This window comes from Roseovarius sp., from assembly GCF_040219995.1.
Lineage (GTDB): Bacteria > Pseudomonadota > Alphaproteobacteria > Rhodobacterales > Rhodobacteraceae > Roseovarius.
The window spans coordinates 68,354-92,286 of sequence record NZ_JAVJUC010000042.1 but is presented as its reverse complement, the minus strand read 5'-3'; the positions used below and the strand labels follow the sequence as shown (position 1 = coordinate 92,286).

At 64.6% G+C, this 23,933-nt stretch carries 20 protein-coding genes; 12 read left to right on the top strand and 8 right to left on the bottom strand.

Going from position 1 to position 23,933, the window contains the following annotated elements:
- The first annotated feature begins 107 nt into the window (after positions 1–107).
- The 9 genes from RID11_RS18405 to RID11_RS18365 all read left to right on the top strand — a co-directional run bounded on the left by RID11_RS18405 (position 108) and on the right by RID11_RS18365 (position 9,691).
- Positions 108–1,559: an aldehyde dehydrogenase family protein gene (locus RID11_RS18405; protein WP_350141714.1), complete on the top strand. Its 1,452-nt coding sequence runs from the start codon at positions 108–110 to the stop codon at positions 1,557–1,559.
- On the top strand, positions 1,556–2,563 hold the full coding sequence (locus tag RID11_RS18400) for a membrane dipeptidase (RefSeq protein WP_350141713.1): 1,008 nt from the start codon (positions 1,556–1,558) through the stop codon (positions 2,561–2,563). Before RID11_RS18405 ends, RID11_RS18400 begins: the two co-directional genes overlap by 4 nt.
- 20 nt (positions 2,564–2,583) lie before the next feature.
- Positions 2,584–4,239 carry a hypothetical protein gene (locus tag RID11_RS18395; RefSeq protein WP_350141861.1) on the top strand — a complete coding sequence of 552 codons (1,656 nt, stop codon included), beginning with the start codon at positions 2,584–2,586 and terminating at the stop codon, positions 4,237–4,239.
- Positions 4,239–4,952 carry a DUF3726 domain-containing protein gene (locus RID11_RS18390; RefSeq protein WP_350141712.1) on the top strand — a complete coding sequence of 238 codons (714 nt, stop codon included), beginning with the start codon at positions 4,239–4,241 and terminating at the stop codon, positions 4,950–4,952. Before RID11_RS18395 ends, RID11_RS18390 begins: the two co-directional genes overlap by 1 nt.
- 52 nt (positions 4,953–5,004) lie before the next feature.
- Positions 5,005–5,967, top strand: coding sequence for an ABC transporter substrate-binding protein (locus RID11_RS18385; RefSeq protein WP_350141711.1), 963 nt, complete (start codon positions 5,005–5,007; stop codon positions 5,965–5,967).
- A 96-nt stretch (positions 5,968–6,063) separates the two neighbouring features.
- Positions 6,064–7,107: an ABC transporter permease gene (locus RID11_RS18380; RefSeq protein WP_350141710.1), complete on the top strand. Its 1,044-nt coding sequence runs from the start codon at positions 6,064–6,066 to the stop codon at positions 7,105–7,107.
- A 14-nt stretch (positions 7,108–7,121) separates the two neighbouring features.
- Positions 7,122–8,183, top strand: a complete 1,062-nt coding sequence (locus RID11_RS18375; RefSeq protein WP_350141709.1) for an ATP-binding cassette domain-containing protein — start codon at positions 7,122–7,124, stop codon at positions 8,181–8,183.
- A gap of 126 nt (positions 8,184–8,309) precedes the next feature.
- Entirely contained in the window at positions 8,310–9,095 is a 786-nt protein-coding gene (locus RID11_RS18370) for an FkbM family methyltransferase (RefSeq protein ID WP_350141707.1), read from the top strand.
- Complete coding sequence (locus RID11_RS18365; RefSeq protein ID WP_350141705.1) at positions 9,095–9,691, top strand: hypothetical protein; 597 nt, start codon at positions 9,095–9,097, stop codon at positions 9,689–9,691. Before RID11_RS18370 ends, RID11_RS18365 begins: the two co-directional genes overlap by 1 nt.
- 3 nt (positions 9,692–9,694) lie before the next feature.
- On the opposite strand, the gene RID11_RS18360 is transcribed toward RID11_RS18365, so the two are convergent.
- The 4 genes from RID11_RS18360 to RID11_RS18345 all read right to left on the bottom strand — a co-directional run bounded on the left by RID11_RS18360 (position 9,695) and on the right by RID11_RS18345 (position 14,541).
- Entirely contained in the window at positions 9,695–10,666 is a 972-nt protein-coding gene (locus RID11_RS18360) for a glycosyltransferase family 2 protein (RefSeq protein ID WP_350141704.1), read from the bottom strand.
- Between the two features lie 43 nt (positions 10,667–10,709).
- Positions 10,710–11,459, bottom strand: a complete 750-nt coding sequence (locus tag RID11_RS18355) for an FkbM family methyltransferase (protein WP_350141703.1) — start codon at positions 11,457–11,459, stop codon at positions 10,710–10,712.
- Between the two features lie 125 nt (positions 11,460–11,584).
- On the bottom strand, positions 11,585–12,631 hold the full coding sequence (locus RID11_RS18350; RefSeq protein WP_350141702.1) for a glycosyltransferase family 2 protein: 1,047 nt from the start codon (positions 12,629–12,631) through the stop codon (positions 11,585–11,587).
- Positions 12,628–14,541, bottom strand: coding sequence for a hypothetical protein (locus RID11_RS18345; protein ID WP_350141701.1), 1,914 nt, complete (start codon positions 14,539–14,541; stop codon positions 12,628–12,630). Before RID11_RS18345 ends, RID11_RS18350 begins: the two co-directional genes overlap by 4 nt.
- Positions 14,542–14,639: 98 nt before the next feature.
- Here RID11_RS18345 and RID11_RS18340 point away from each other — a divergent pair, with 98 nt between their 5' ends.
- Positions 14,640–16,646, top strand: a complete 2,007-nt coding sequence (locus RID11_RS18340) for a tetratricopeptide repeat protein (RefSeq protein ID WP_350141700.1) — start codon at positions 14,640–14,642, stop codon at positions 16,644–16,646.
- Between the two features lie 241 nt (positions 16,647–16,887).
- Here RID11_RS18340 and RID11_RS18335 read toward each other — a convergent pair whose 3' ends face one another.
- The 4 genes from RID11_RS18335 to RID11_RS18320 all read right to left on the bottom strand — a co-directional run bounded on the left by RID11_RS18335 (position 16,888) and on the right by RID11_RS18320 (position 22,156).
- Positions 16,888–17,883, bottom strand: coding sequence for a hypothetical protein (locus RID11_RS18335; protein ID WP_350141699.1), 996 nt, complete (start codon positions 17,881–17,883; stop codon positions 16,888–16,890).
- Positions 17,884–17,894: 11 nt separating this feature from the next.
- Positions 17,895–19,718 carry a glutamine--fructose-6-phosphate transaminase (isomerizing) gene (glmS, locus tag RID11_RS18330; RefSeq protein ID WP_350141698.1) on the bottom strand — a complete coding sequence of 608 codons (1,824 nt, stop codon included), beginning with the start codon at positions 19,716–19,718 and terminating at the stop codon, positions 17,895–17,897.
- Positions 19,718–21,076: a bifunctional UDP-N-acetylglucosamine diphosphorylase/glucosamine-1-phosphate N-acetyltransferase GlmU gene (glmU, locus tag RID11_RS18325; protein ID WP_350141697.1), complete on the bottom strand. Its 1,359-nt coding sequence runs from the start codon at positions 21,074–21,076 to the stop codon at positions 19,718–19,720. The genes glmS and glmU overlap by 1 nt, the downstream gene beginning before the upstream one ends.
- A 120-nt stretch (positions 21,077–21,196) precedes the next feature.
- Positions 21,197–22,156 (bottom strand): LysR family transcriptional regulator, encoded by a 960-nt coding sequence (locus RID11_RS18320; protein WP_350141860.1) that lies wholly within the window; start codon positions 22,154–22,156, stop codon positions 21,197–21,199.
- Between the two features lie 109 nt (positions 22,157–22,265).
- Here RID11_RS18320 and RID11_RS18315 point away from each other — a divergent pair, with 109 nt between their 5' ends.
- Together RID11_RS18315 and RID11_RS18310 are read left to right on the top strand one after the other, a co-directional pair.
- Positions 22,266–23,132 carry an ABC transporter permease gene (locus tag RID11_RS18315; RefSeq protein ID WP_350141695.1) on the top strand — a complete coding sequence of 289 codons (867 nt, stop codon included), beginning with the start codon at positions 22,266–22,268 and terminating at the stop codon, positions 23,130–23,132.
- Entirely contained in the window at positions 23,132–23,917 is a 786-nt protein-coding gene (locus tag RID11_RS18310) for an ABC transporter permease (RefSeq protein ID WP_350141693.1), read from the top strand. The genes RID11_RS18315 and RID11_RS18310 overlap by 1 nt, the downstream gene beginning before the upstream one ends.
- Positions 23,918–23,933: the final 16 nt, after the last annotated feature.

Genomic DNA, 23,933 nt, shown 5'->3' with positions numbered 1-23,933 from the left:
AAATTTGCGATTGATTTAATCATCTGCGCCTCGCAAGCTGCGTGCCTGAGATTTACCGCGACCCTGCGCGCCGCGCGGTGGTCGGCGGCGCATCACAAAGGACAGGCATGACACTCGAGACGCGCAACTTCATCGCAGGCCAATGGCAAGACGGTGCCACCTCCGTGGAAAACCGCAACCCGTCGGACCTAAGGGACGTGATCGGCCACTATGCGCAGGCCGACGCGGCGCAGCTTGACGCGGCCCTGTCTGCGGCGCGCACGGCGCAAACGACATGGGGTGCCACCGGTCCGCAAAAGCGCCACGATGTGCTGATGGCCATCGGCACAGAGTTGATGGCCCGCGCCGAGGAGATCGGGACAATGATCGCCCGAGAAGAGGGCAAGCCGCTGGCCGAGGGCAAGGGCGAGACCTATCGCGCCGGGCAGTTCTTTACCTATTTCGCCGCCGAGGCGCTACGCCAGCTGGGTGAGACCGCCGACAGCGTGCGCCCGGATATCGAGATCGACGTGCGCCGCGAGCCGGTGGGCGTGGTGGCGATCATCAGCCCGTGGAATTTCCCCATCGCCACCCCCGCATGGAAGATCGCGCCGGCGCTCGCCTTCGGCAACGCGGTGATCTGGAAACCTGCCAATCAGACGCCTGCCAGTGCCGTGGCGCTGACCGAAATCATCGCCAGGCAGGACCTGCCCGAGGGCCTCTTCAACCTCGTGATGGGGCCGGGGCGCGATGTGGGGCAGCGTCTGGTCGAAAGCCCGCAAATTGACGCCATCAGCTTTACCGGCTCGGTCCCCGTGGGCCGTGGCATCGCGGCGGCGGCGATGGTCAACATGACCAGGATCCAGATGGAGATGGGATCGAAGAACCCGATGGTGATCTGCGACGATTGCGATCTCGATCTGGCGGTGGCCCACGCGGCGAACGCAGCCTTTGGCGGCACCGGGCAGAAATGCACCGCCGCCTCGCGCCTGATCGTGCAAGACGGCATTCACGACGCCTTCGTCGAGAAGCTGGTCGCCGCCACGCAGGCGCTCAAGGTCGGCCACGCGCTGGAGGACGGCACGCAGATCGGCCCCGTCGTCAGCGAGGGGCAACTCAGCGGCAATCTCGATTACATCAAGCTGGGCCAATCCGAGGGCGCGGACCTCCTCTGCGGCGGCACGCGGCTGGAGCGGGCGACCGACGGCTATTACATGGCCCCCGCCGTGTTCGCGGGCACCGACAACGCCATGCGCATCAACCGCGAGGAAATGTTTGCCCCCGTCACCTGCATCCTCAAGGCGGGCAGCTATACGCAAGCGCTGCACATGGCCAACGATACCGAGTTCGGCCTGACGGCGGGGATCATGACCCGCGATCTCGCCCGCGCCACGCATTTCCGCCGCAACGCGCGCGCGGGCTGCGTGATGGTCAACCTGCCCACCGCGGGCACCGATTACCACGTCCCCTTCGGCGGGCGCGGCGCATCGAGCTATGGCCCCCGCGAACAGGGCCGCTATGCCGAGGAATTCTACACCACGGTCAAGACCTCCTACATCCATTCGGGGGTGCCCGCATGACGCCACCCCGCATCGACGCCCTGCAATATGCCAACTGGTCGGAGGATATTTTCCGGCAGATGCGCGCGGGCAATGTCGATGCGGTGCATGTGACGATCACCTATCACGAAACGTTCCGCGAGACGGTGCTCAATATCGAGGCGTGGAACCGCTGGTTCGAACAGTATCCCGACCTGATCTTTCAGGGCTTTACCGCCGACGATATCGCGCTTGCGCAGGCCACGGGCCGCACCGCGATCTTTTTCGGCTCACAGAACCCGAGTTGCATGGAAGACGATATCGGTCTGGTCGAGGTGCTGCACCGGCTGGGCCTGCGCTTCATGCAGCTGACCTACAACAACCAATCCCTGCTGGCGACCGGATGCTATGAGGCCGAGGATACCGGCCTCACCCGCATGGGTCGCGAGGTGGTGGCCGAGATGAACCGGGTAGGCCTCGTGGTGGATATGAGCCATTCCTCTGAGCGTTCCACGATTGAGGCCATCGAGCATTCGACGCGCCCCATCGCCATCACCCACGCCAATCCGGCACGCTGGCACCCCGCCCGGCGCAACAAGTCCGACCGCGTCCTCGACGCGCTGGCGGAAAGCGGCGGGATGCTGGGCTTTTCGCTCTATCCGCATCACTTGCGTGGTGGTGGCGACTGCACGCTCACGGAATTCTGCGCGATGGTTGCGCGCACCGCTGAGCGGATGGGCATCGACCGGCTCGGCATCGGCTCGGACCTGTGCCAGGATCAGCCCGACAGCGTGGTCGAGTGGATGCGGTCGGGGCGTTGGACGAAAAAGGTCGATTTCGGCGAGGGCAGCGCCGACAGGCCCGGCTTCCCGCCGATGCCCGACTGGTTCCGCGACAATCGCGATTTCGGGCAAATTGCGCAGGGTTTGCGCGCCACCGGCATGAGCCATGCCGAGGTGGCCGGGGTTATGGGCGGCAACTGGGCACGTTTCTTTGCCGAGAGTTTCGGCAGCGTCGCGCCCCGCTACAAGGAGGCCGCGCAGTGAGTTGCGAGAGCCGGAACCCCATGCCGCAGGCGGCGGCGTTCCGGCGACCGCCCGCCGAGGTCATGCGCCTCGGGCGGATGGGATGCAGCCACCCGACGCGACTGTCGTTCCTGCGCCAATTGCTGCGCCGGATCGAGGCCGAGGGCTGGGTCTTCGACCGTCCGGTCTGGGACATGGACGCGCGCGGCGTGGGACGCGCGGTCTACCGGATGCGCTTTGATGGCGGCAGCCTGAGCCTTGTGGCCTTCGCCCATGACCTGCCCGCCGATCAACGCTCCGACCGGGTGATCGCGACGGCGTGGGACGCGACATTCGCGCTCTTCGACGGCACGCCCGATGCCGATGATCTGGACCGGTTGCAGGCCAATGTGCCGCTGCAGGAGGCCGGGCGCGTCAGCCCGAAAGAGCTGTCGCTCAGCCGCGCCAACCGCTCGGTGCGGCTCTTCGATCACGTGATCGAGCGGTTGGCGGCGGGGCAGCAGCCCGATGCGCAGATGCTGCGCGAAACCGGCTATCTGATGCGCACCACCGCCGTCTACGGCTCGGGCAAGTTCGGGGCGGCGGATCGCGCGATGATCGCCGGGCGGCCCGCCCTCTCGGCCCCCTTTCAGGCCGAGATGCTGTCGGTCTGGCTCACCCGCGCCTTTACCGTCGATCTGGTCGAGCATCTGGCGCGTGCCCGTGGTGGCGATGCGGCGGTGCCCCTGCGCGAGGATCTGCGCCGGGGCCTCGGCGTGGGCAATTCCACCGGCCTCGGCATGGCACCGTTTCTGGTGCGGCACCCGGTGCTGCTCAACAACTGGATGATGGCCCGCGAAGAGGCGCTGGCGCGGGTGCGGGCGCAGGCGTCGGCAGATGAGATGACGCTGGCAGGCTTTCGCGCGACGCTGGCGGCGGCGGTGCAGAACGCCACTGACTGGCAGAGCGCGCACCCGATACAGCAGGCCAAGCTGACCGATCTGCGCGATGGTCTGGCCCGGCTGGATCGCTTCGTCGCAGAGGGTTGGGACGCAAGCGCGCCGCAGCCCTGGGACGCACTCTGGTGCTGGGGGAAGGCCAATCTGCCGCTCGAGGCGCAGGAGGCGCTGCTCGCCGCGATGCTGGAGCCGCATGGCGATCTGATCGACGGGCTGGGCCAATGCATGCAGGCCGATGAAGAGGCGCATTTCGGCATCGACGGCGCGATGCGCGTGGCCGCGCTGCGCGACATCCTGCAAGCGCATTACGACTGGGCCATCGACACCGATTACACCGATCCCGCCCATTGCGCGCGGTTCTGGTACATCTCCGAGGAAAAGCTGGAGCCGCGCCTTGGCGAGCGGTTTGAGGAGGAGGGCGCAAGCCGCGAACTCCCACTCGACACCGGGCGGCAGGCGGCGGCGCTCTGGCAGGCCTTGCAGGAGGAGGACGGTGATGCCCCGCTGGCAAAGTTCCTGCTGGCGCATCCCGACCATCGCCTGATTGTGCGCCGCGTGCAGAGCACGGCGCGGCATCCGTTCGCCGAGATACGCGACAACCTGATCGACGCGGACATGCTGCCCATAGACCTGCTGCGCTGCAAGCTGGCCTTCTTCGGGGCCACGCGGTTCGATCCGCGTTCGGACCGGTGGGTGCGGATCAGCCTGTTTCAGGGCGCGCCCTATCCCGATGATCTGAACCCGGGGGATGCGCCGTGATGATGTCGCCCAACGATCCGACCCGGTCTGCCTCTGCCCCTGTCGCACAGGACGGCGCGCGGGTCTGCCTGTCGCTGTCGGAGATCAACGCGCTGTGCTTCAAGGCGGCGCGCGGGGTCGGGCTGAGCTGGGGCGAGGCCGAAGAGGCGGGATGGGCTGCCGCGTGGCTCACGCGCGCAGGATTGGCCGGGCCGTCTATCGTGCTGCACTGGTTGCAGGACTGCGCCACGCTGGCCCGCCCCCTGCCCGCGCCCGGCCATTGGCAGGCCCGCATGGGGCCGCTTTGCCCGCTGCGCACGGGGCTGGCCCTTGCCGATTTTGCGGCGCTGCCCGAAGGGCCGGGCCACGATGGCCTGCGCATCGACACCGTCGCGCATCCGCGCCTCATCCTGCCCTTCGTGGCGCGGGCGGCGACAAGGCTTGACCTTCCGCTCCGTATCGGTTGGTTTGGCGCGGAACTCACGCTGGATACGGCAGGGAACGGGCCGGTCCCGGTGTCACTTGGGGAAGACGCGAGCGCACCTGCCGATCTGTGGATCACGGTCGCGGCGCCACCGGACCCGAATGAGCAACAGACTGATTGTGCGGTGCCGACCAAAGGTATCGCCTTTGCCGACTGGCAGGCGCTCGATGCTTTGGCATTGCGCGTTACCGTTCCACCCTCGGCCGGGTCGCGTGCCGGTGCCGGGGCTGCGGGGGATGACAACGATTGACCCGCGATCAGACGACCTACCATGAAAAGACCACTCAACTGGGAGAAAGACCATGAAAAAACTGACACTTGCACTGGCCTTCGGCGCGCTGACCGCGCCCGCGATGGCGCATGCCGAATGCGGCGAAGTCTCTGTCGCCGAGATGAACTGGGCCTCTGGCTCGATCATCTCCAAGATCACCGAGTTCCTGATGGAGCAGGGCTATGGCTGTGACGTGACGCTGGTGCCGTCGGCCACCACCACCGCGATCACCTCGCTCGCCGAGAACAACGAGCCCGACGTCGTGCCGGAGCTTTGGGTCAACTCGGCCCCCGCCTATTTCAAGCTGGAAGAAGAGGGCAAGGTGGTCAAAGCCGCCGATGTCTTCTCTGAGGGCGGCAGCGAGAACTGGTGGGTGCCTGACTACCTTGTGGAAGAGCATCCCGAACTGGCCACCATCGAGGGCGTGTTGAACAATCCAGACCTGGTCGGCGGGCGCTTCCACAACTGCCCCGACGGCTGGGGCTGCCGCATCGCCAACGACAACCTCGTCAAGGCGTTCGATTTCGAGGGCCACGGTATCGAGGTGTTCAACCACGGCTCGGGCGACACGCTGCCCGCTGCGATGGCCTCGGCCTACGAGAACAAGGAACCGTGGTTCGGCTATTACTGGGGCCCGACCGCCGTTCTGGGCCGCTACAACATGGTCGCCGTGGACATGGGGCCGCATATCGCCGACATCCACGAATGCAACCAGACACAGGATTGCGACAATCCCGGCAAATCCGCCTACCCGGCGGCCCCGGTCCTGACCGTCGTCACCTCGGACTTCGCAGAGCGTAACCCCGAAGTGTTCGAACTGGTGAGCAACATCTCCTTCGGCACGCAGGAGCTGAGCAACCTTCTGGCATGGCAGGCGGATAACAGCGCCTCGGCAGAAGAGGCCGCCGTCTACTTCCTGACGCAGAACAGCGACACCTGGAAAGGTTGGGTGAATGACGCCGCTGCCGAGAAACTGAGCGGCATCATCAAGTAAACGATGCCTTCGGGAGGGGCTGTGCGACATGCGCGGCCCCGTTTGCCCAATAAGCACGACAAGGCCCGCAAAAGGGCCTGCGCAGGGAGAGCCGACATGGCGACATATGATTTCATCTTCAACGGGCTCGGCCTGCGGGAGTGGTGCGACAAGGATGCCACCACCGGCCCGATGAGCATGGCCGACCTGCTCGCCCAAGGCTCGGGCGGCGGTGAGGGCACCCCCATCTGGGAGTTGCCTTTTCCCTCTCTCGATGCGCTGAACGAGGCCTGCCCGGCGATTGCCCGGACCCGCGACCTGACCAAGGGGGTCGAGACCAGCTTTCTCGGCGTCAAGGATTCGCTCAAGGTGGTGCTCGACCCGATCACCCAACCGCTGAGCTGGTTTCTGGAGGCCGCGCTCTACGCCTTTCAGAACACGCCCTGGTTCATCATGATCCCGATCCTGCTGGCGGTGGTCTGGTTCGCCTCGAAATCCTTGAAACTCGTGGGATTCGTCGCCTTCTCGATCCTCTTTCTGGCCTTCATCGACCATTACAATTTCGCCATGCAGACGCTGGCAATCATCTTCGTCTGCGCGTTCTTATGCGTTCTGCTCGGCGTGCCCATAGGCATCGCCATGTCGCGCAGCGACACGATGCAGCGCCTGACGATACCGGTGTTGGACATGCTCCAGACCTTGCCGCCCTTCGTCTATCTCATTCCGCTGATCTTCCTCTTTTCGGTGACCGAGCCGAAACTCTACGGCATTGCGATCATCCTCTATGCCATCGTGCCGGTCATTCGTCTTACGGACCTTGGCATCCGGCTGGTGGATAAAGAGGTGATCGAGGCCGCCGAGGCGTTCGGCATGACCGACCGGCAAAAGCTCTACGGGGTGCAGATTCCGCTCGCGCTGCCCAACATCATGGCGGGGGTGAACCAGACCATCATGATGAGCCTTGCGATGGTGGTGATCGCCTCGCTGGTGTCGGCCCCCGGTCTGGGCGTGCTGGTGCTGCGCGGCATCCGCAATCTGGAACTGGGCGTCGGTCTGATCGCCGGTCTGGGCATCGTGCTATTGGCGGTGATCCTCGACCGGGTGACCAAGGCGGCGCTGGCCCGCGTCAATGCTGCAAGTGCGGCGCAGAGAAACTCATGAGCGGGGCCGCTGCAATGGAAAAAGACGTCAAGATTTCGATCCGCAATCTCTACAAGATCTTCGGGTCGGACCCCAAGGGCGCGCTGGAGCATGTGCGCGCCGGGATGGGCAAGCCGGAACTGATGGAAAAGCACCGCCATGTGCTGGGCCTTCAGGACATCAATGTCGATATGCGCGGCGGCGATATCACCGTCATAATGGGCCTGTCGGGGTCTGGAAAGTCGACGCTGATCCGCCACCTCAACCGGCTGATCGAACCGACGGCAGGGCAGATCCTGCTCGATGGTGAGGATGTGCTGGCCTATGGCGAGCGTGACCTGCGCCGCCTGCGGCGCGAGCAGATGTCGATGGTCTTCCAGCATTTCGCGCTGTTGCCGCATCGCACCGTGCTGGAAAACACCGGCATGGCCCGCGCCGTGCGCGGTGAGACCAAGGCCGATTTCCAGGACGACGCGATCAAATGGCTGGACCGCGTGGGTCTTGGCGGGCAGGGCGGGCAGTATCCGCATCAACTGTCGGGGGGGATGCAGCAGCGGGTGGGCATCGCCCGGGCGCTCGCGTCGGACTCGCCGATCATGCTGATGGACGAGGCGTTCTCGGCGCTCGATCCGCTCATTCGGACCGACATGCAGGACTTGCTGCTGGAGTTGCAGGAGGAATTGCAGAAGACCGTGGTGTTCATCAGTCACGACCTCGACGAGGCGCTGAAGCTGGCCGATCACCTGGTCATTCTCAAGGACGGGCAGGTCGTGCAGCAGGGCGAGCCGCAGGAGATCCTGCTGCATCCCAACGATCCCTACATCGTGGATTTCATCAGCGACATCAACCGCGCACGGGTGCTGCGGGTGCGGTCGGTGATGGAGGATACCAAGGCGCAGGACCGCGAATTCGCGGGCGAGGTCGGCCCTGACGACACGCTGGAATCGGTCATTGCGATTTCCGAGGGCAATACCGGGCTGTGTTACCGTGTCATGCGCAACGGCCAACAGGTGGGCGCGCTGGAGATGCAGAAACTGGTGCGCGCGCTGGTGCCCACCGGGGCGGCAGAGGGCGGCATTCGCGACCGGGCGGTCTGAGGCGGCATTTACAGGGCTGTAATGCGCCGCGGATGTGCTATTGTCGCGTGACTTGCAGATAAAAGAGGTGGCAGGGCATGCCCCGCCACCCACCCGTAGGCCGTTACCAGAGCAGAGACCCGCGTCATGAGCACCCAAGCCCCCGCTATCCGTTCCGTCCATGATGCGGAGGGGGCGGCGGTCATCGACGCCTTCATGTGCCCCTATGAGACTGACACGCCGCTGATCCGGATGGGCGATTTCGGCGATGGCGGCTACCTGTTGCCCGACGACCTGCGCGGGATCGCGGCGTGCTATTCGCCCGGCGTGTCAGAGCAGGCCAGCTTCGAGATGGACATGGCCAAGCGGGGCATTGCGTCCTTCATGGCCGACGCCTCGGTCGAGCGCCCCCCGCTGAACGTGCCGGGGGCTGAATTTGTGCGCAAATTCCTTGGGGACAAGGATGAGGGCGAGGTCATGACGCTGGCCTCCTGGGTGGCGGCGACCGATCCTGACCCCGACGCCGACCTGCTGTTGCAGATGGATATAGAGGGGGCGGAATATGCCACGCTTTCGGCCGCGCCGCGTGACCTCTTGCGCCGGTTCCGGATGATCGTGATCGAATGGCACCACCTGCCCTCGATCCTGACCAAGCCGCGCTTCATGGGCCCGGCTCTGGCTGCCATCGAAAAGCTGCGCGAGGATTTTGTGACGGTGCATCTGCATCCCAACAACGTGTCGGGCAGTGTCGAAATCGACGGCGAGCCGATCCCGCGCGTGGTCGAGGCGACGCTGTTGCGGCGCGACCGCGCCCACGGCCTGCGCCTGGCGACCGCGCTGCCGCATCCGCTCGACCGGCGGCACAACCCCAGAAAACCCGCCCTCGCACTGCCGGAGCGGTGGATGCGTGACCCGGTGAAGGAGTGCAAGTGATGGACAAGGCGGTTCTGGAACGCCCCGAATTGACGTTTTCGCCCGAGGTGGGCGACTGGGTGCGCGAGACCTATGCAGCCTCCAAGGTCATTCTCGAATATGGCAGCGGCGGCTCGACCGTGCTGGCCTCGGAAATGACCGGCAAGACGGTCTTTTCGGTCGAGAGCGACCGCCGCTGGACACGCCGCCTGCAGGCCTATCTCGACGAGGCGGGCGCGCCGTCGCCGGTGCATCTGCACTATGCCCCGATCGGCAAGACCGGCAAATGGGGCCGCCCGGTGGATAGCAGCGGCTATCGGCGCTATCACGAATATGCGCTCGGTATCTGGGATCACCCCGAGTTTCAGGCCCCCGATACGGTGCTCATCGACGGGCGTTTTCGCGAGGCATGCTTTTACGCGGTGATGCTGCGCTGCACCCGCAAGACCGTGGTGTTGTTCGACGATTACGGCGACAGGCCGCGCTATCACGCGGTGGAACGCTTTGCCAAGCCGGTCGAGAGGCGCGGACGGATGGCCCGGTTCGAGTTGAAGAAGATGACCCTGCCGCGCGAGGACCTGACCCAGATCATCGGCGCGTTTGCCAACCCGTTCTGACGGTCAGACCGCCGTCTCGGGCAAGAGGCCCTGCACCAGATCGCTGAAATCGGGACGCTCGCGCAGCTCTGCGATCAGAGCGCGGTGATTGTCGCAGCAGGCCTCGTGCAGGCGGCGCAGGTCCGGGTCGGACAGCAACTCGTCGTAAATCTCGGCCTTGCGCGGGCGGATGCCGTCGATGCTGCGATCCTCGATCCGGTTGTGGTTCATCTTCTGCCAATACTCCAGCCCAAGCGCCTCGCCGCCGTGATGGGCGCGACCCCGGGCCTTTTTCACCAGGTAGGATTCGCAGGACTTGAGCGCGTAGTGATTGAGCTGCACCAGATCATAACCGAGTGAATCCGGCCCCGAGCGCCAGCTGCCCTCCATGTAGCGGTCGGGCATCGGCTGTCCCGAGCCGTTATACCACTGCGTTTCGGCAAAGGTTTCGACGGTGGGGCGCTTGGGCCGGTGCACGCCGATATGGCCCCACAGATCGCGGCGGAACATCGTCTTCAGGCCCCAGGCCTGCGGCGGGCGGCGGGTCATGTCGGCGGCGGCCATGCGGAACTGATCGGTGAGAAAAGTGTCCTCGTAAGATCTGACCCCGGCATTGCCGAAAAGCCGCCATGTCATCGACAGCGTGCGTGCCTGCGGCACCGCATCGGTCAGGGCGCGCAGCGTGTGATCGCCGGTCTTGACGTTGATGTATTCATCGGCGTCGATCGGGATCACCCAATCCTCGGGTCCTGCAAGATCCATCTTGAGAAACCGGCGATAGGCGCGGCGCTGCGGCGCGGGCTTTCTTGAGCTGTTATCGACATGATGCAGCTTGCCCATCTCGTGCAAGCGATCAAGCAGCGCATCCGAGCCATCGGTGCAATCGTTCGAGAAGATCGCCATCTCGTCCACGCCGATGGCCAGATTATGCGCGACCCATTCGACGATAAAGGGCCCCTCGTTCTTCATCGGGGTGACAATGACAAAGCGTCCCATCGGATATGCGCCGTCCTTTCGGTGAGTGAGTGCGGGCCGTGGCTCAGGTGCCCTGTGCGGATGGCAGGCGGGTCTTGCGGAAGGTCTCGGAGATGAACACCGCATCGCCGAACCGCAACTGCCCGTTCTTCAGCCGCCGTGACGGGAAGATGTCGTAGGGCAGGTAGCCATGCCCGCGCATCAGGGTCAGGATCTCGTCCAGCAGCGGCACACCGTCGTAATGCGGGATGGCGAACCATTCGAGCATGATGATGTCGATGGCGTCGCGTGACAGCAGGTCCTGCGCGCCGGTGAGGATGTTGAATTCGCTACCCTGCGTGTCGAGTTTCATGCAGGCGATGTGATCGACCGCGTTCGCCGCGCACCAGTCATCGAGGCGGTTGGTCTCGACGGTAATCGTCTCGGCGGTGGAGTGGCCGGAATGCTGTGCGGCCTCGTCACCGGTATTGGTGAAGAGCGAGGAACTGCCGACATGATCGGCAAGGTGAAAATCGCTCTGCCCGGTCTCGTGCGAGAGGGCCATCTGATGCACCTCGACCGTCGGAAAGCGCGCGAACCGCTCGCGCACATAGTCGCATTGCGCCGGGATCGGCTCGATCAGGTGGATCGGCATGTCGCAGAAGAGGCGGCACAGATGCAGCGCCATGGTACCGCGATTGACGCCCACATCAAGCACCGCGCCGCGACGCTCGGAATATTTCGAGAGCCGCGCGACGGCCCCCATCGGCCCGCCTTTTTCGGCGATTTGCAGGCGGTGTTTCTTCTTGGGATGAAGCATTGTGTCTGCGTTCATGCGACTGGTCCTGTGAAATGCCCGAGGGGTCTTTCGCGCCCTCGTGACTGCTGCCCGCCGGGTGCCGCGCTTGTGCCGCGCATGGTCAACCGGCCCCTTATCAAGCTGTCAGGCCGGGGTTTTTGTCAATAATCTTTCTCGGTGACCTCGTCCTTTGTCTCGATCTTGTTGACCTTGAGCCACCCGAGGAATTCGTCCCAGCCGGGGCGCTCCTTCAACTCGGCGATCTTGGCGCGATGCCAGTCGCAGGCCTCCTCGTGCAGGCGCGCCAGAACCGGATCGGCCTTGAGCGCGTCGAGAACTGGGCGTGCGCGTTCGGCATGGGGCAGGATGCTGCGATCCTGCGTGCGGTTGACGTTCATGTCGGACCAGTAATGTTCGGTCTGTTCGCGGGCGATGTGATTGGTGCGGCCCCGGTCGCGCTTGACCAAGAAGCTGTCGAGCGAGCGCACCGAGTAGTGATGCAGCCGCGCATAACGGTTGCTGAACCCCGGCCATGCGCGCCAGCCGATCTGTCCCATCGGGCGCAGGTTGCCGCCGCAATCGGACCAGCGCACCGCATCCTCGCGCCCCTCGGGGACGCCCTTGGGGCGGTGCGGGTTGTATTTGCGAAAGAGACCATTGTTGCGGAACATCGTCTTGAAGCCTGTGGCGCGCCCGTTGGCCGGATCATCCTCTATATCCGCGAGAAAGAACTGATCGGTCACGGGGGTGTCGGCATAATCCTCGACCCCGCCACAGCCGAACAGCTTCCAGACAAAGGACACCGCGTCGCAATGACCGATGGCGGCGATCATCTCATCCAGCGTCTGCACGCCCTCTCGCAGGTTGATGAACTCGTCCACATCGAGACAGATCAGCCACTCGGCCCCCTTGACCCACGGATGCGCGGTGGCGCGGCGCAGCGCCTTGTGCTGCGGCGGCGAGCCGTCCGAGACGTCGTTGGGCCGGTGACTGCAATAGCCCAGCTCCTCCAGCCGCTCGGCCATGAGGTCGGTGCCATCGTCGCAATTGTTGGTGAAGATCACGAATCCGGTGAAGCCGATGGTCAGGTTATAGGCGATCCATTCCAGCAGGAACGGCCCCTCGTTCTTCATCGTCGTCATGATGACATGGCTGCCGCCAAGGGCGGGGACGGGCAGGGCGGCGGTGATCGCTCCGGACTTGGTCATTCGGCGGCCTGTCTCTTGAGTTTGCGAAAGGCGGGGCTGACGATACGCGCCAGCTTGTCATGGCCGCGCTCTTGCAGGTTGGTTTGCAGCGCCTTGCGATACCACGGCAGAAAGCGGCGGTCGCGATACATCTTGTAGAACACGTCCGGTGTCAGCGTGTCGTCGAGCGCGTGCTGCATCAACGGCTTGAGCAGCCCCGCCCGGCGCAGGAACACCGGCGAGAAATGCCCCGAACACCAGGTCTTGAGCCGGATCACGTTGTCGCCCTCCAGCCGGTCGACATGGCGGCGGTCGGGCTCGAAGAACGGATCGTAGAGCACGAAGGCCTTTTCGACCTCGTCGATCTCGAAGGCGCAATCGCTATGGGCCAGCGACCAGTCGCGCGCGCGCCCCATGCCAAAGCGTTTTTCCCAGGGCACCAGCGTCTCGTCGAGCGTGGTCTGCGGGTTGAAGCTGATGACCGTGGCCCCGGGGGCCAGTGACGCAAAGGCCAGCGCCGCGAAACCGCCCATCGAGGTGCCGGTCAGGATCACCTTGTCGAACCCGGCAAAGAAGCCGTCGGCGGCCACCTTTTCGAGATGGGCGATCAGTTGCGGGCAGCGAAACCAATCCTTGCGCCGCGCCATCACCGCCATGTGCGACCAACCATTGTCGCGCACGAATTTATACGCCCAAGGCTCGCGCTCGGGCGAGAGATCATTGACGTTCGAGAGGTTGTCGAAACTCACCACCAGCCGCGCCTGATCCCGCAGGATGCCGACCACGGCATGGTTCTTGAGCCGGGTGTAGAAGCCTTCGGTGTCGCCGCCGGTGTGGATTTCCGCGAACCACGGCGGCAGGGCGGCGGGGGCGTCGGGGCGCGGGTCGGGTTCCGCGTCCGGTGCGATGTCGGCGGTTTCTGCGAGTGGGGTTTCGGGGGGCCGAGGCTTGGCGTTTGGCGCGGGTTTCGGGGCCACTGCCCCGAATGTATCCAGTACCCTTGCCATATCACCGCCGCCGGTTTGCAGCCGCTCCAGCGTTGCGCGTTCCTCGGCGCAGAGCGTCTCTTGCGCCTCTGCGACGCCGGGCAGGGCCATCAGCTGTGCAAGTTCGCGCGCCGTGTCATCCATGCGCGGCGTCAGGTCTGGGCCGTCGCCAGTGATGGCGCGCTGCACCTCCAGCCAGGCGATCACCGTGTCGGCATCGGGGCGCTGCTTTTCGGGCAGGGTGTCGAGGTGCAGAAGATGCGCCTCCACGCTCGGCGCGGGGATTTTCAGGATCGCAGCCTTGGACGTGCCGCGCGCGCCTGCATCGTTGGCCCATGTCAGGCGGCTATGCGGTTCGGCCATCGGCGTGCCGTCGCCACTCACCCATTTGAGCGCCGCCTTTCCCTGCGCAGGGCCGGTCGGCAGTTCGGGATTGCGTGCTGCAAAAAGCCCGAGCCGCACCACGCTGCGCAGCGGGGCATCCGCTGTCACGGCGGCGGTCGGTCGCGCGGTGAACAGGATCGCGCCGGTGTCCTGTGCCTCGGCCATGCCCGCAACCTGAAGCGGGGCCGAGAGCACATCCGCCCCGCCCGAAGACCGCATCAGCGATTGCACGGATTTCGCATTGTTCAGGATACAGAAATACTCGTCCGCCCCGAGATAGAGCCCATAGCCGCCGTTTTCCCCGGCCTCGACGGCCGCCGCGCGCAGGGCGGAATTGTGGATTTCTTCCTTCATGTCGGGATCGACGGCAACCGGTATCAGGCGCAGCACCCCTGCCGCCACAAGGGCGTCGAACAGCGGCGGTTTGCCCGATTGTCTGCGGTCCGTGAACAACAGCACATCGGTGGCCCCGATCGCGCGGTGATAGGCCAGCCATTCCAGAAACGACGATCGAGGCTGCGCCGCAAAGGCACTCAGCACCAGTTTCGGCCCGGTTGTCATGAACTCACCAACTCCTTCGCCACGGCCCGGCAGCGGGAGCGCTTGCGACTGTTTCCGTTGAGTGTATAAAATTTCCAGGATGTAGAAAAGGTTGATTTATGTCGAGGGTGGGCGATAACGGGCGCGGATGGTTCATCGGTCTGCGCAAGGACCAGTTGGGCGCGCGCCTGCTGATGATGCTCAACAGCATCCGCCTCGCCGAGGATTACGGCACTGATTTCCGCATCAACTGGTTCCCGCGCGGGGCGATGGCCCCGAAACTCGACACGCCGTCGGACCTCTTCGCGCAGGCGTTCATCGACCGGCATTTTATCGACAACGAGAGCTTCGAGGCGCTGGACAGCCTGACCAGGCCGCTCTGGTCGTTCCTCAAGGACAAGACGCCCGAACGGCTGGAGGCGCATCTGGCCGGGGGCGGGCATGTCCTGCTCGATGAGGGGTTCGAGATCGTGGAATTCCCCTGGGAGGATGGCAGCGACCTGCGCGGGCGGTTTCGTGGGTTCATCAGCCGCATCGCCTTCAACCCGGTGGTGCAGCGCCATATCGAGGCGATCGAGACGGCGATGGCGCAGGGCAGGGGGCGCGTCGTGGCCTATCACATCCGGCGCGGCGATATCCTCAACGAGGACCCGTGGAAGCACAAGGAATGGCCCGCCAAGATCGAGCCGGACGAGCTTTACTCGGCCTATCTGGAAAAGAACGCCGAGGCCGGGGCGCTGGTGTTTTCCGATCAAGCGGAAAGCATCGCGCGGTTCACCACCGCGCACAGCCAGGTGCGCAGCATCACCGATCTGGTCGATCTTGAGGGCTGCAAGCCGGTGCAGCGCGATTTTCTGGAACTCTTCGCGATGTCGCGTGCCTCCGAGATCGTGGCCCCGCCGATCAGCGCCTTCAGCCGCGCCGCCGCCCGCCTGAGCGGGCAGGAGCGCAAGTGCTTTCACGACGTGATGACCCTTGCGGAACGCGACGCCGCATATGAGCATCTGGTGGCCCGGTTCAACGCCGGGGTGGAGAATTTCATCACCCCGAGCGAGGCCGCGCATGTCTATGTGAAACTCGCCCGCCGCCTGCAGGAAACCGGGCGCGAGGCCGAGGCATGGGAGATCGGGCAGAGCATTCTGGATGCAGGCGCCGACAATGCCTTCATGGCGCTGATGCACGCCACCAACGGCATCTATCTCAGCAAATGGGACGAGGCGCTGGTGCATGTGGAGGCGGCGTTGGCTCATCCCGACCAATGGCAGGAGAACTATATCTCCGGCCTTGCCATCCGGGCGCATATCCTGGGGGCATTGGGCAAGCGGTTCGGTGCGCGGCGGTCGTTCCTGCGCGCCTTCTGGCAAAAGCCGATGCTGCCGGATGTGACGGTGCTGGGGTCGTTCATGATCAAGCGCGGGCGGCTCAAGCCCGGCGCGACGCTGCCGTTTGACCGGGCCACGCTGATGGCGCTGCCGGTGCGCTATCAGCAGACCAATATCGTGGTGCAGCAGGGCAAGATCCTGCGGCGTCGCGCGGCGGACCTGTCGACCATCGCCATTGAATGGCCGTGGTTCCCGCTTGATGGCAAGACCGGACGGTTGTTGCAGTCGACGCAGGAACTGGAAGCGATGCGGAAGCGCCTTCTGGCGCATGAGGGCTGCGTACCGGGGGCCGGGCCGTTCAGCTTTTGCGCGCTGCTCGAGGCGCGGATGGGGCGGCTCGATGATGCGTTTGCCCGAAATACCGAGGCGGTGGCGCAGGCCCCGGATGATCCGCTGGTGCGCAAGCGGCAGGCGGAAATCCTGCTGCTGCGCGGCGATCACGAGGGCGCATTGAGCGAGATGGACGCCTGCCGCGCCCATGCCCCCGATCACGCCTTCTGGCATTTCCTGACCGGGCAGATTCATGAGCAGGCGGGCGATATGGCGGCGGCGCGTGGGTGTTTCGAGCAGGCCTCGGCGATGGATGACAGCACCGCCGAATTGCACGCCTATCTGGCAGAGTTGTGTCGCCGCATGGGTGACGAGAACGCTGCCGTCACGGCGCTCGACCGCGCCGCCGAGATCGCGCCCAATCAGCAACGCTATCGCAACCGGCGTGATAGGCTGATGCGCAAACAGGCGTGAGCGGGGGGCTTTTGGCATTGAGGCGACATTGCCGTGAGCCGCGCATCGACGGGCCGCGGTGCGGTGAGCCAACCTTAGTTTTGTAGCGCTTTATATCAGCCAAGCCCGAAAAACATCAGAGCGCAGAGCAGGTTGCAGCCAAATCGCCGCGCCGGGGGGCGGCCCGGCGATGCGCGGCGGCCTTCGGCCGCGTTTCGCGCAGGGTGCTTCAATCGGATGTCCGCTCCAGGCCATCCCCGTCTCAACCCGCCCGCCGGATCAGCTTGAGGATCGCGCGTACGGCATATTGAAACTCCGCCAACTCTCCCGGATGGCTGCGTGGCGGGTGGTCTGGCAGGTCCGTGCGCGGTGGGAACAGCACCTCGCGCCCGGGGAAAAATGCCTCGCGCATCGCCGTGTTGCGCGCCTCAAGCGTCTCGTTGATCTGAGCGCGCTCTTCGGGCCGGAGCACATCCGCGCTGGCAAACAGCCGCGGGTCCTCGCTCTGCTGGAGAAGCCGCCCCAACCTGCGCCGCGCCTTCTTGTCATAGCCTGCCCCGCGCTCGTCAAAGAGGCCGAGCGCCTCGCTCGCCAGCCGCGAGAGCGAACGGTTCGCCGCAACACGGGGCAGGGTCACCGCCTCGGGCGACACGCCCATGGCCGACAGGAAATCCGGGATCACGTTCTGTCCCGCCATCTCGTCGCGCAGGTAGAGGCGTGGGTGGATTTCTGCCCCCGGCACCTGTGTCTTGATCCGTTCAAACAGCGCGCCGAAATCCATGTAGTCGGGGTCGCTCTCGATCTGCGCCAGCCTCTGAGCGATAAACCCGTCCGCCCCGCCGGTGGGCAGGGCATTCTTGGCGCGCTGCTTGTAATCGGCCTCGATGAAATCGTCGAAGCGGCGCAGGTAGAGGATGACCCTGACCGGCGCCTCCACGCGGTTCAAAAAACGTGCCTGCATCGGCGTCAGATCACGGCCGAAGAACATCTCGCTCGACAGGATGCAGTGCTGCCCGGGATGGGCGGCATATTCGGCGGCAAAGGCTTCGGGCTCGTCCTCGGGGGCGGTCTGCCAGCCCCGGCTCATGTGAATGGCCATGGCGTTGTGACAGATAAGCCGCGCAGTCCCGGTGCCCCGGTCGCGACCGGTGACCATGTAGCGGATGCCGTGATCTTCCAGAAAACCGGGCTGCGCATGCAGATAACCCTGCAGCGCCGTCGTGCCCGTCTTGGGCATCCCGATATGGAGCCAGAGCACGCCTGGCTTCCTCATTCCACCGTCACGGATTTCGCCAGATTGCGCGGCTGATCCACATCCGTGCCCTTGGCGACCGCTGTGTGATAGGCCAGCAATTGCGCCGGCAGCGCATAGAGGATCGGGGCCAGCACGGGATTGACATCGGGCACGGTGATGGTCTGCCACGTCTCTTCACCGGCAGCGGCGACGCCCTTGGCATCCGAGATCAGCAATATCTGCCCGCCGCGCGCCATCACCTCCTGCATGTTCGACACGGTCTTGTCGAACAGCGCATCACAGGGCGCCATGACGATCACCGGCAGGGTTTCGTCAATCAGGGCAATCGGGCCATGCTTCAACTCGCCAGAGGCATAGGCCTCGGCATGGATATAACTGATTTCCTTGAGCTTCAGCGCCCCTTCGAGCGCCAGCGGATACATCAACCCGCGACCGAGGAAGAGCGCGCTTTGCGCCGCCGAAAGATCACGCGCGACGACGCGGATATCGCGATCGATCTCCATCGCGGTATTGAAGGTCGCGGGCAGCGCGCGCAACTGCGACAGCAGATCGCTCAGCCGCGCGTCATCCATGCGCCCGCGCGCATGCGCCGCCTTGAGCGCGAGCAAGAGCAGCACCGTCAACTGACAGGTGAATGCCTTGGTCGAGGCGACGCCGATCTCGGCCCCGGCAAGGATCGGCAGGGCCAGGTCGCTTTCCCGTGCGATCGAGCTTTCGGGCACGTTGACCACCGACAGGACCTGTCCGGCGCGACCCTTGCAGTAGCGCAGGGCAGCGAGCGTATCTGCGGTCTCGCCCGACTGGCTGACGAAGAGGGCGGCGGTGCCCTTGCTCACCGGCGGTTCGCGATAGCGGAACTCCGAGGCGATATCGACATCCACGGGCAGGCCCGCCAACTGCTCGAACCAGTATTTTGCCGTCAGGCAGGCGAAATAGGCGGTGCCACAGGCCACAAGGCTCATGCGCTCGATCCTGGTGAAATCGGGCGTGCCGCCCGGCAGCACGATATTGCGCCCGTCCTCGGTCAGGTAATGGGTGAGGGCGGTGCCGATTACCGATGGCTGCTCGGCGATTTCCTTGGCCATGAAATGGCGATGCCCGGCCTTGTCGACGCGGGCATTGTCGATCTCGATGGTCTTGATGGCGCGGGTCACCGCCTGGCCTTCGGCATCGGTGACGGCGAGGCCCTGCCGGGTGACGACGGCGATATCGCCCTCTTCGAGATAGGTGATCCGGTCGGTCATCGACGCGAGCGCGATGGCATCCGAGCCGACGAACATCTCGCCCTCGCCATGACCCACGGCGAGCGGGCTGCCCTTGCGCGCGGCGATCAGCAGATCGGGGTGCCCGTCGAACAGGAAGCACAATGCATAGGCGCCTTCCAGCCGTGCAATGGTGGCACGCGCTGCCGCCTCGGGGTCCATGCCCTGCGTCATCAGGTGGTGGGCCAGCAGCGCCACTGTTTCGGTGTCGGTATCGGTCTCGTGGCCAACCCCGGCCTCTGAGAGTTCTGCACGCAAGTCGCGGTAATTCTCGATGATCCCGTTATGAACCACGGCGACGGGCCCGGCCTTGTGCGGGTGTGCGTTCATCTCGGTCGGGGCACCATGGGTGGCCCAGCGGGTGTGACCAATGCCGGATTTACCGGCCAATGGTTGATGCACCAGCAGATCCGCGAGATTGACCAGCTTGCCCACGGCGCGCCGACGGTCGAGCCGTCCGTCGTTCAGCGTGGCGATCCCGGCGCTGGCATAGCCGCGATATTCCAGCCGCCGCAGCGCCTCGACAAGGATCGGGGCGGCCTCGTGATTGCCCAGAACTCCGATAATTCCGCACATCAATCCGTTTCCTTCTGGTTCTTTCGGGCCTTTTGCGCCCGTAACAGTTCAAATAATTTACGTGCAAGTCCGGGTTTCTCGACCTGTCGGGCGCGCCCGATGGCCAAGGCACCCGCGGCCACATCCTGCGTGATGACCGAGCCGGAGCCGGTCATCGCCTCATCGCCCACCGAAACCGGGGCCACCAGCATCGTGTTCGAGCCGACGAAGACCCGCTCGCCGATGCGGGTTTCGTGCTTCATCACGCCGTCGTAATTGCAGGTGATGGTGCCCGCCCCGATATTGCTGTCGCGCCCGATCTGCGCGTCGCCGATATAGCTCAGGTGATTGACCTTGGCCCCCTCGCCGATGAGCGCGTTCTTGACCTCGACGAAATTGCCGATGCGGCTGTCCTCGCTCAACTCGGTGCCGGGGCGCAGCCGGGCATAGGGTCCGACCACCGCACCGCGCGCGACGTGACAGCCCTCGAGATGGCTGAAGGCGCGGATATGCGCGCCGGTTTCGATGGTGACGCCGGGGCCAAAGACCACATTCGGTTCGATCAGGCAGTCGCGCCCCAGATGGGTGTCATAGGCGAAAAAGACCGTGTCGGGCGCGACCAGCGTCACGCCGTTCTCCATCGCCTCGGCGCGGGCGCGGTCCTGAAAGGCGGCCTCGGCCATGCTGAGTTCCGCGCGGCTGTTGATGCCCATGGTTTCGGCCTCGTCACAGGTGACGGCGGTGGCCGAGAGGCCACGCGCGCGGGCCAGTCCCACGATGTCGGTCAGGTAATACTCGCCCGAGGCATTGTCGTTGCCGACCTCTGCGATCAGGTCAAAGAGAAGCGGGGCAGGGGCCATGACAACGCCGCTGTTGCATAGCGTGATCGCGCGCTCTGCCGGGCTTGCGTCCTTGAATTCCACGATCCGCGTGAGCGCGCTGCCCTCGACCAGCAGCCGCCCGTAGCGGCCCGGATCGGCGGCCTCGAACCCCAGCACCACGACGTCATGCGCGGCGCGTGCGGCGGCCATCTTTTCCAGCGTCTCGGGGCGAATGAAGGGCGTGTCGCCATAGAGGACAATGGCATCGCCGGTAAAATCCTCCAGCTGTGCCTGTGCCTGCGCCACCGCATGGGCGGTGCCCAACTGTTCCTCTTGCAGCACGATGCGCGCCGTCTCGTCATGTTCTTGCGCTGCTTCGGCCACCGCCTCGGCCTCGTGCCCTGCCACGATCACGGTATGGTCGGGGTCAAGCGCGGCACCGGCCTGCATCGCATGCACCAGCATCGGGGCCTCGGCGATCCGGTGCAGAACCTTGGGCAGATCGGAGTTCATCCGCGTTCCCTTGCCCGCCGCCAGAATGATGAGTGCAATCGACATGAGAAATCCCTGAACGTGGTAACGCGGTTTCTTGTATCGGTTCACCACACGGGCGCAAGGGTTGAGGTATGAAACCTGCGTTACAACCCGCGCCGGGTTGCGCGAAAACCTGCCGCAGGCTCATCGATAGGTGCGCGCCTCCATCGGGGTGTCGTCGATGTGGCGTTGCAGCCGGTCGAGCAGGGACTGTTCCGCGCGGTTGAGCACGGCGCGCGGGTTCCAGACCACATGGACATCGACCGCCGCCGTCTGATCATAGGGCGGCAACTGCCACAAGAGGCCGTCGCGCACGTCACGTTCGGCCACGTGCAGGGGCAGGGGGCCGATGCCGACCCCCGCGATGATCATGCGCCGCACCTCCTCCAGGTGGCTCGACGTGGCGATGATCTGATCGCCCAGTTCCGCCTGCGCGCGCATCAGCGTCACCGGCTTGAGAGCGTCCTGCAACCGGTCGGTCTCGAAGCTGACCGCGCTTTGCCCCGCCAGATCGGCGCGGGTCAGGTCGCGGCGGCCAAAGAGCGGATGCGGCGGGCCGCAGAAGAGGCCGAAGAATTCGCGGTAGAGCCGCAGATATTCCAGCTTGGGGTTGCGCTGATGCACGAGGCAGATGGCGAAGGAGGCCGAGCGCGCCGACACCGTCTCGATCGCCTGCGCCGAGGAATGTACTTCGATCGAGAGCGTTGCGCGCGGGTTCTCGGCATGGAATTCCGCCAGCACCTGATCAAAAAGCGGGCAGATGACATGGCTTGCCAGGGACACCCGCACATGCCCTGTCACCTCGTCGGTCATGTTGCGCATCAGGGTCGAGAGCCGCAGGATCGAGCCCTGGATATCGAGCGCCTCGCGATAAAGCACCTCGCCTGCCTCGGTCAGCTCGAACCGCCCCGGCGAGCGGTGAATGAGGCGCTTGCCCACCCGATCCTCCAGCCTTTTCAACGCGGTAGAGACCGAAGGCTGCGTCAGGCGCAGCCGGTTTGCGGCATCTGTGACCGACCGTGATTGCGCCAGCACGACGAAGGTGCGCAAGAGATTCCAATCCATCTCGCGCATGATGCGTTCGGGGCTGTCGCGGCTTTCCATAGATCTCATCTATTGTCACAATTCCTATTATCTATTTGATTAATGATGGACCGCTTTGCACCCTCTGGGCAAGCCCGCATTGAACGGGACGCGCATGAAAGGGAGACGCATGTCGGTCGAAGCCCGCGAGGCAAGACAGCCGTGGATATTGCTGTCACCTGCCCTTGGGGCGGTGCTCTTTCTGCTGATCATCCCGCTGATGTTCATCGTGGTCTATTCGTTCTGGCTGCGCTCGGCCATGGGTGCGGATCAGGTGGGGTTCTACCTCGACAACTGGCAAAAGGCGCTGAGCGACCGGTTTTATCGCGACATCCTGCTCAACACGCTGAAGATCGCGGCGATTACCACGCTGATCTGCGGGCTGATGGGCTATCCGGCGGCGTATTTCATTGCGCGGTCGAAGGGCAACAAGATGATCCTGCTGCTCCTGCTGATGCTGCCATTCTGGATCAGCTACATCATCCGCACGATGAGCTGGATCAACATCCTCGGCACGTCCGGCGCGCTCAATACCTTGCTGATGACACTGGGGATCATCAGCGAGCCGATGCAGATGCTCTATAACGAGGCGACGGTGATCCTCGGGCTCGTGCATTTCCTGCTGCCCTTCATGGTGCTGAATGTCTATGTCAGCTTGGAGGGCATCGACACCAATCTCGAAGACGCCGCCACCTCGCTCGGGGCGACCCGGTGGGAGGCGTTCACCCAAGTGACGCTGCCGCTGTCGCTGCCGGGGCTGGCGGCGGGCGGGCTGCTGTGCTTCGTGCTGGGGGCAGGCACCTATATCACCCCGGTGATCCTTGGCGGGCCGACCGATGCGATGTTCGCCAATCTGGTGTTCGAGGCGATCATCACGCAGCTCAACTGGCCGCTCGGCTCGGCGCTGTCGCTCTTGCTGCTGGCGGTGTTGGGGGTGCTGGTGGGCATCTACAACCGCTATCTCGGCATGGCGCAACTGGCGAAGGGGCTCGGGTGATGGGCTGGCATGCGATCCGCATCTGGACCGTGCTGGTCTATGGCTTCATGTTCCTGCCGGTGGCGGTGGTGGTGCTTTTGTCGTTCAACGCCAATCAGTTCGGCAGTTTCCCGATGACCGGCATGTCGCTGCGCTGGTTCGAGGAATTGTGGAACAACGACGCGGTGATGCGGGCCTTTCGCACCTCGATCGTTCTGGGGCTGATGACGGCGGTGATCTCGACCACGCTCGGCATCCTCGCGAGCCTCGCGCTGGTGCGCTACAAGATCCCCGGCCGCAACACGATCACCACGCTGCTGATCGCGCCCATTCTGGTGCCCGAGGTGGTGCTGGCGGTGGCGCTTTTGCTGTTTCTCAACTGGCTCGGTCTTGGCAAGAGTTTCGCTTTGCTGCTGGCGGGACACGTCATCTTTACCCTGCCTTTCGTGATCCTCGTGGTGCAGGCGCGGCTGGTGTCGATCAAGCGCGACGTGGAAGAGGCGGCCCTCAGCCTCGGCGCGTCGCCGGTGCAGACGTTTTTCTCGGTCACGCTGCCGCTGATGCTGCCAGCCGTCGCCGCCGGCGCGCTCTTTGCCTTCACCATCAGTTTTGATGACATCACCGGCACGCTCTTCTGGAAGCCCGGCGGGGTGGAGACCGTGCCGACGCAGATCTTCTCGATGCTGCGCAATTCGATCAGCCCCGAGATCAACGCGCTTGGCACGGTGATGATCGTGATGACCGTGGGTCTGCCGCTGCTGGGTGCGGCGGTGGCCCGCAAACTCGCCATGAAAAGCGGCACCTAAGAACCGCACCAACCCT

Bases quoted from the DNA above. Each gene is read 5' to 3' on its own strand.
- RID11_RS18405 (WP_350141714.1), top strand. From the start codon at position 108: ATGACACTCGAGACGCGCAACTTCATCGCAGGCCAATGGCAAGACGGT.
- RID11_RS18400 (WP_350141713.1), top strand. From the start codon at position 1,556: ATGACGCCACCCCGCATCGACGCCCTGCAATATGCCAACTGGTCGGAG.
- RID11_RS18395 (WP_350141861.1), top strand. From the start codon at position 2,584: ATGCCGCAGGCGGCGGCGTTCCGGCGACCGCCCGCCGAGGTCATGCGC.
- RID11_RS18390 (WP_350141712.1), top strand. From the start codon at position 4,239: ATGATGTCGCCCAACGATCCGACCCGGTCTGCCTCTGCCCCTGTCGCA.
- RID11_RS18385 (WP_350141711.1), top strand. From the start codon at position 5,005: ATGAAAAAACTGACACTTGCACTGGCCTTCGGCGCGCTGACCGCGCCC.
- RID11_RS18380 (WP_350141710.1), top strand. From the start codon at position 6,064: ATGGCGACATATGATTTCATCTTCAACGGGCTCGGCCTGCGGGAGTGG.
- RID11_RS18375 (WP_350141709.1), top strand. From the start codon at position 7,122: ATGGAAAAAGACGTCAAGATTTCGATCCGCAATCTCTACAAGATCTTC.
- RID11_RS18370 (WP_350141707.1), top strand. From the start codon at position 8,310: ATGAGCACCCAAGCCCCCGCTATCCGTTCCGTCCATGATGCGGAGGGG.
- RID11_RS18365 (WP_350141705.1), top strand. From the start codon at position 9,095: ATGGACAAGGCGGTTCTGGAACGCCCCGAATTGACGTTTTCGCCCGAG.
- RID11_RS18360 (WP_350141704.1), bottom strand. From the start codon at position 10,666: ATGGGACGCTTTGTCATTGTCACCCCGATGAAGAACGAGGGGCCCTTT.
- RID11_RS18355 (WP_350141703.1), bottom strand. From the start codon at position 11,459: ATGAACGCAGACACAATGCTTCATCCCAAGAAGAAACACCGCCTGCAA.
- RID11_RS18350 (WP_350141702.1), bottom strand. From the start codon at position 12,631: ATGACCAAGTCCGGAGCGATCACCGCCGCCCTGCCCGTCCCCGCCCTT.
- RID11_RS18345 (WP_350141701.1), bottom strand. From the start codon at position 14,541: ATGACAACCGGGCCGAAACTGGTGCTGAGTGCCTTTGCGGCGCAGCCT.
- RID11_RS18340 (WP_350141700.1), top strand. From the start codon at position 14,640: ATGTCGAGGGTGGGCGATAACGGGCGCGGATGGTTCATCGGTCTGCGC.
- glmS (WP_350141698.1), bottom strand. From the start codon at position 19,718: ATGTGCGGAATTATCGGAGTTCTGGGCAATCACGAGGCCGCCCCGATC.
- glmU (WP_350141697.1), bottom strand. From the start codon at position 21,076: ATGTCGATTGCACTCATCATTCTGGCGGCGGGCAAGGGAACGCGGATG.
- RID11_RS18320 (WP_350141860.1), bottom strand. From the start codon at position 22,156: ATGGAAAGCCGCGACAGCCCCGAACGCATCATGCGCGAGATGGATTGG.
- RID11_RS18315 (WP_350141695.1), top strand. From the start codon at position 22,266: ATGTCGGTCGAAGCCCGCGAGGCAAGACAGCCGTGGATATTGCTGTCA.
- RID11_RS18310 (WP_350141693.1), top strand. From the start codon at position 23,132: ATGGGCTGGCATGCGATCCGCATCTGGACCGTGCTGGTCTATGGCTTC.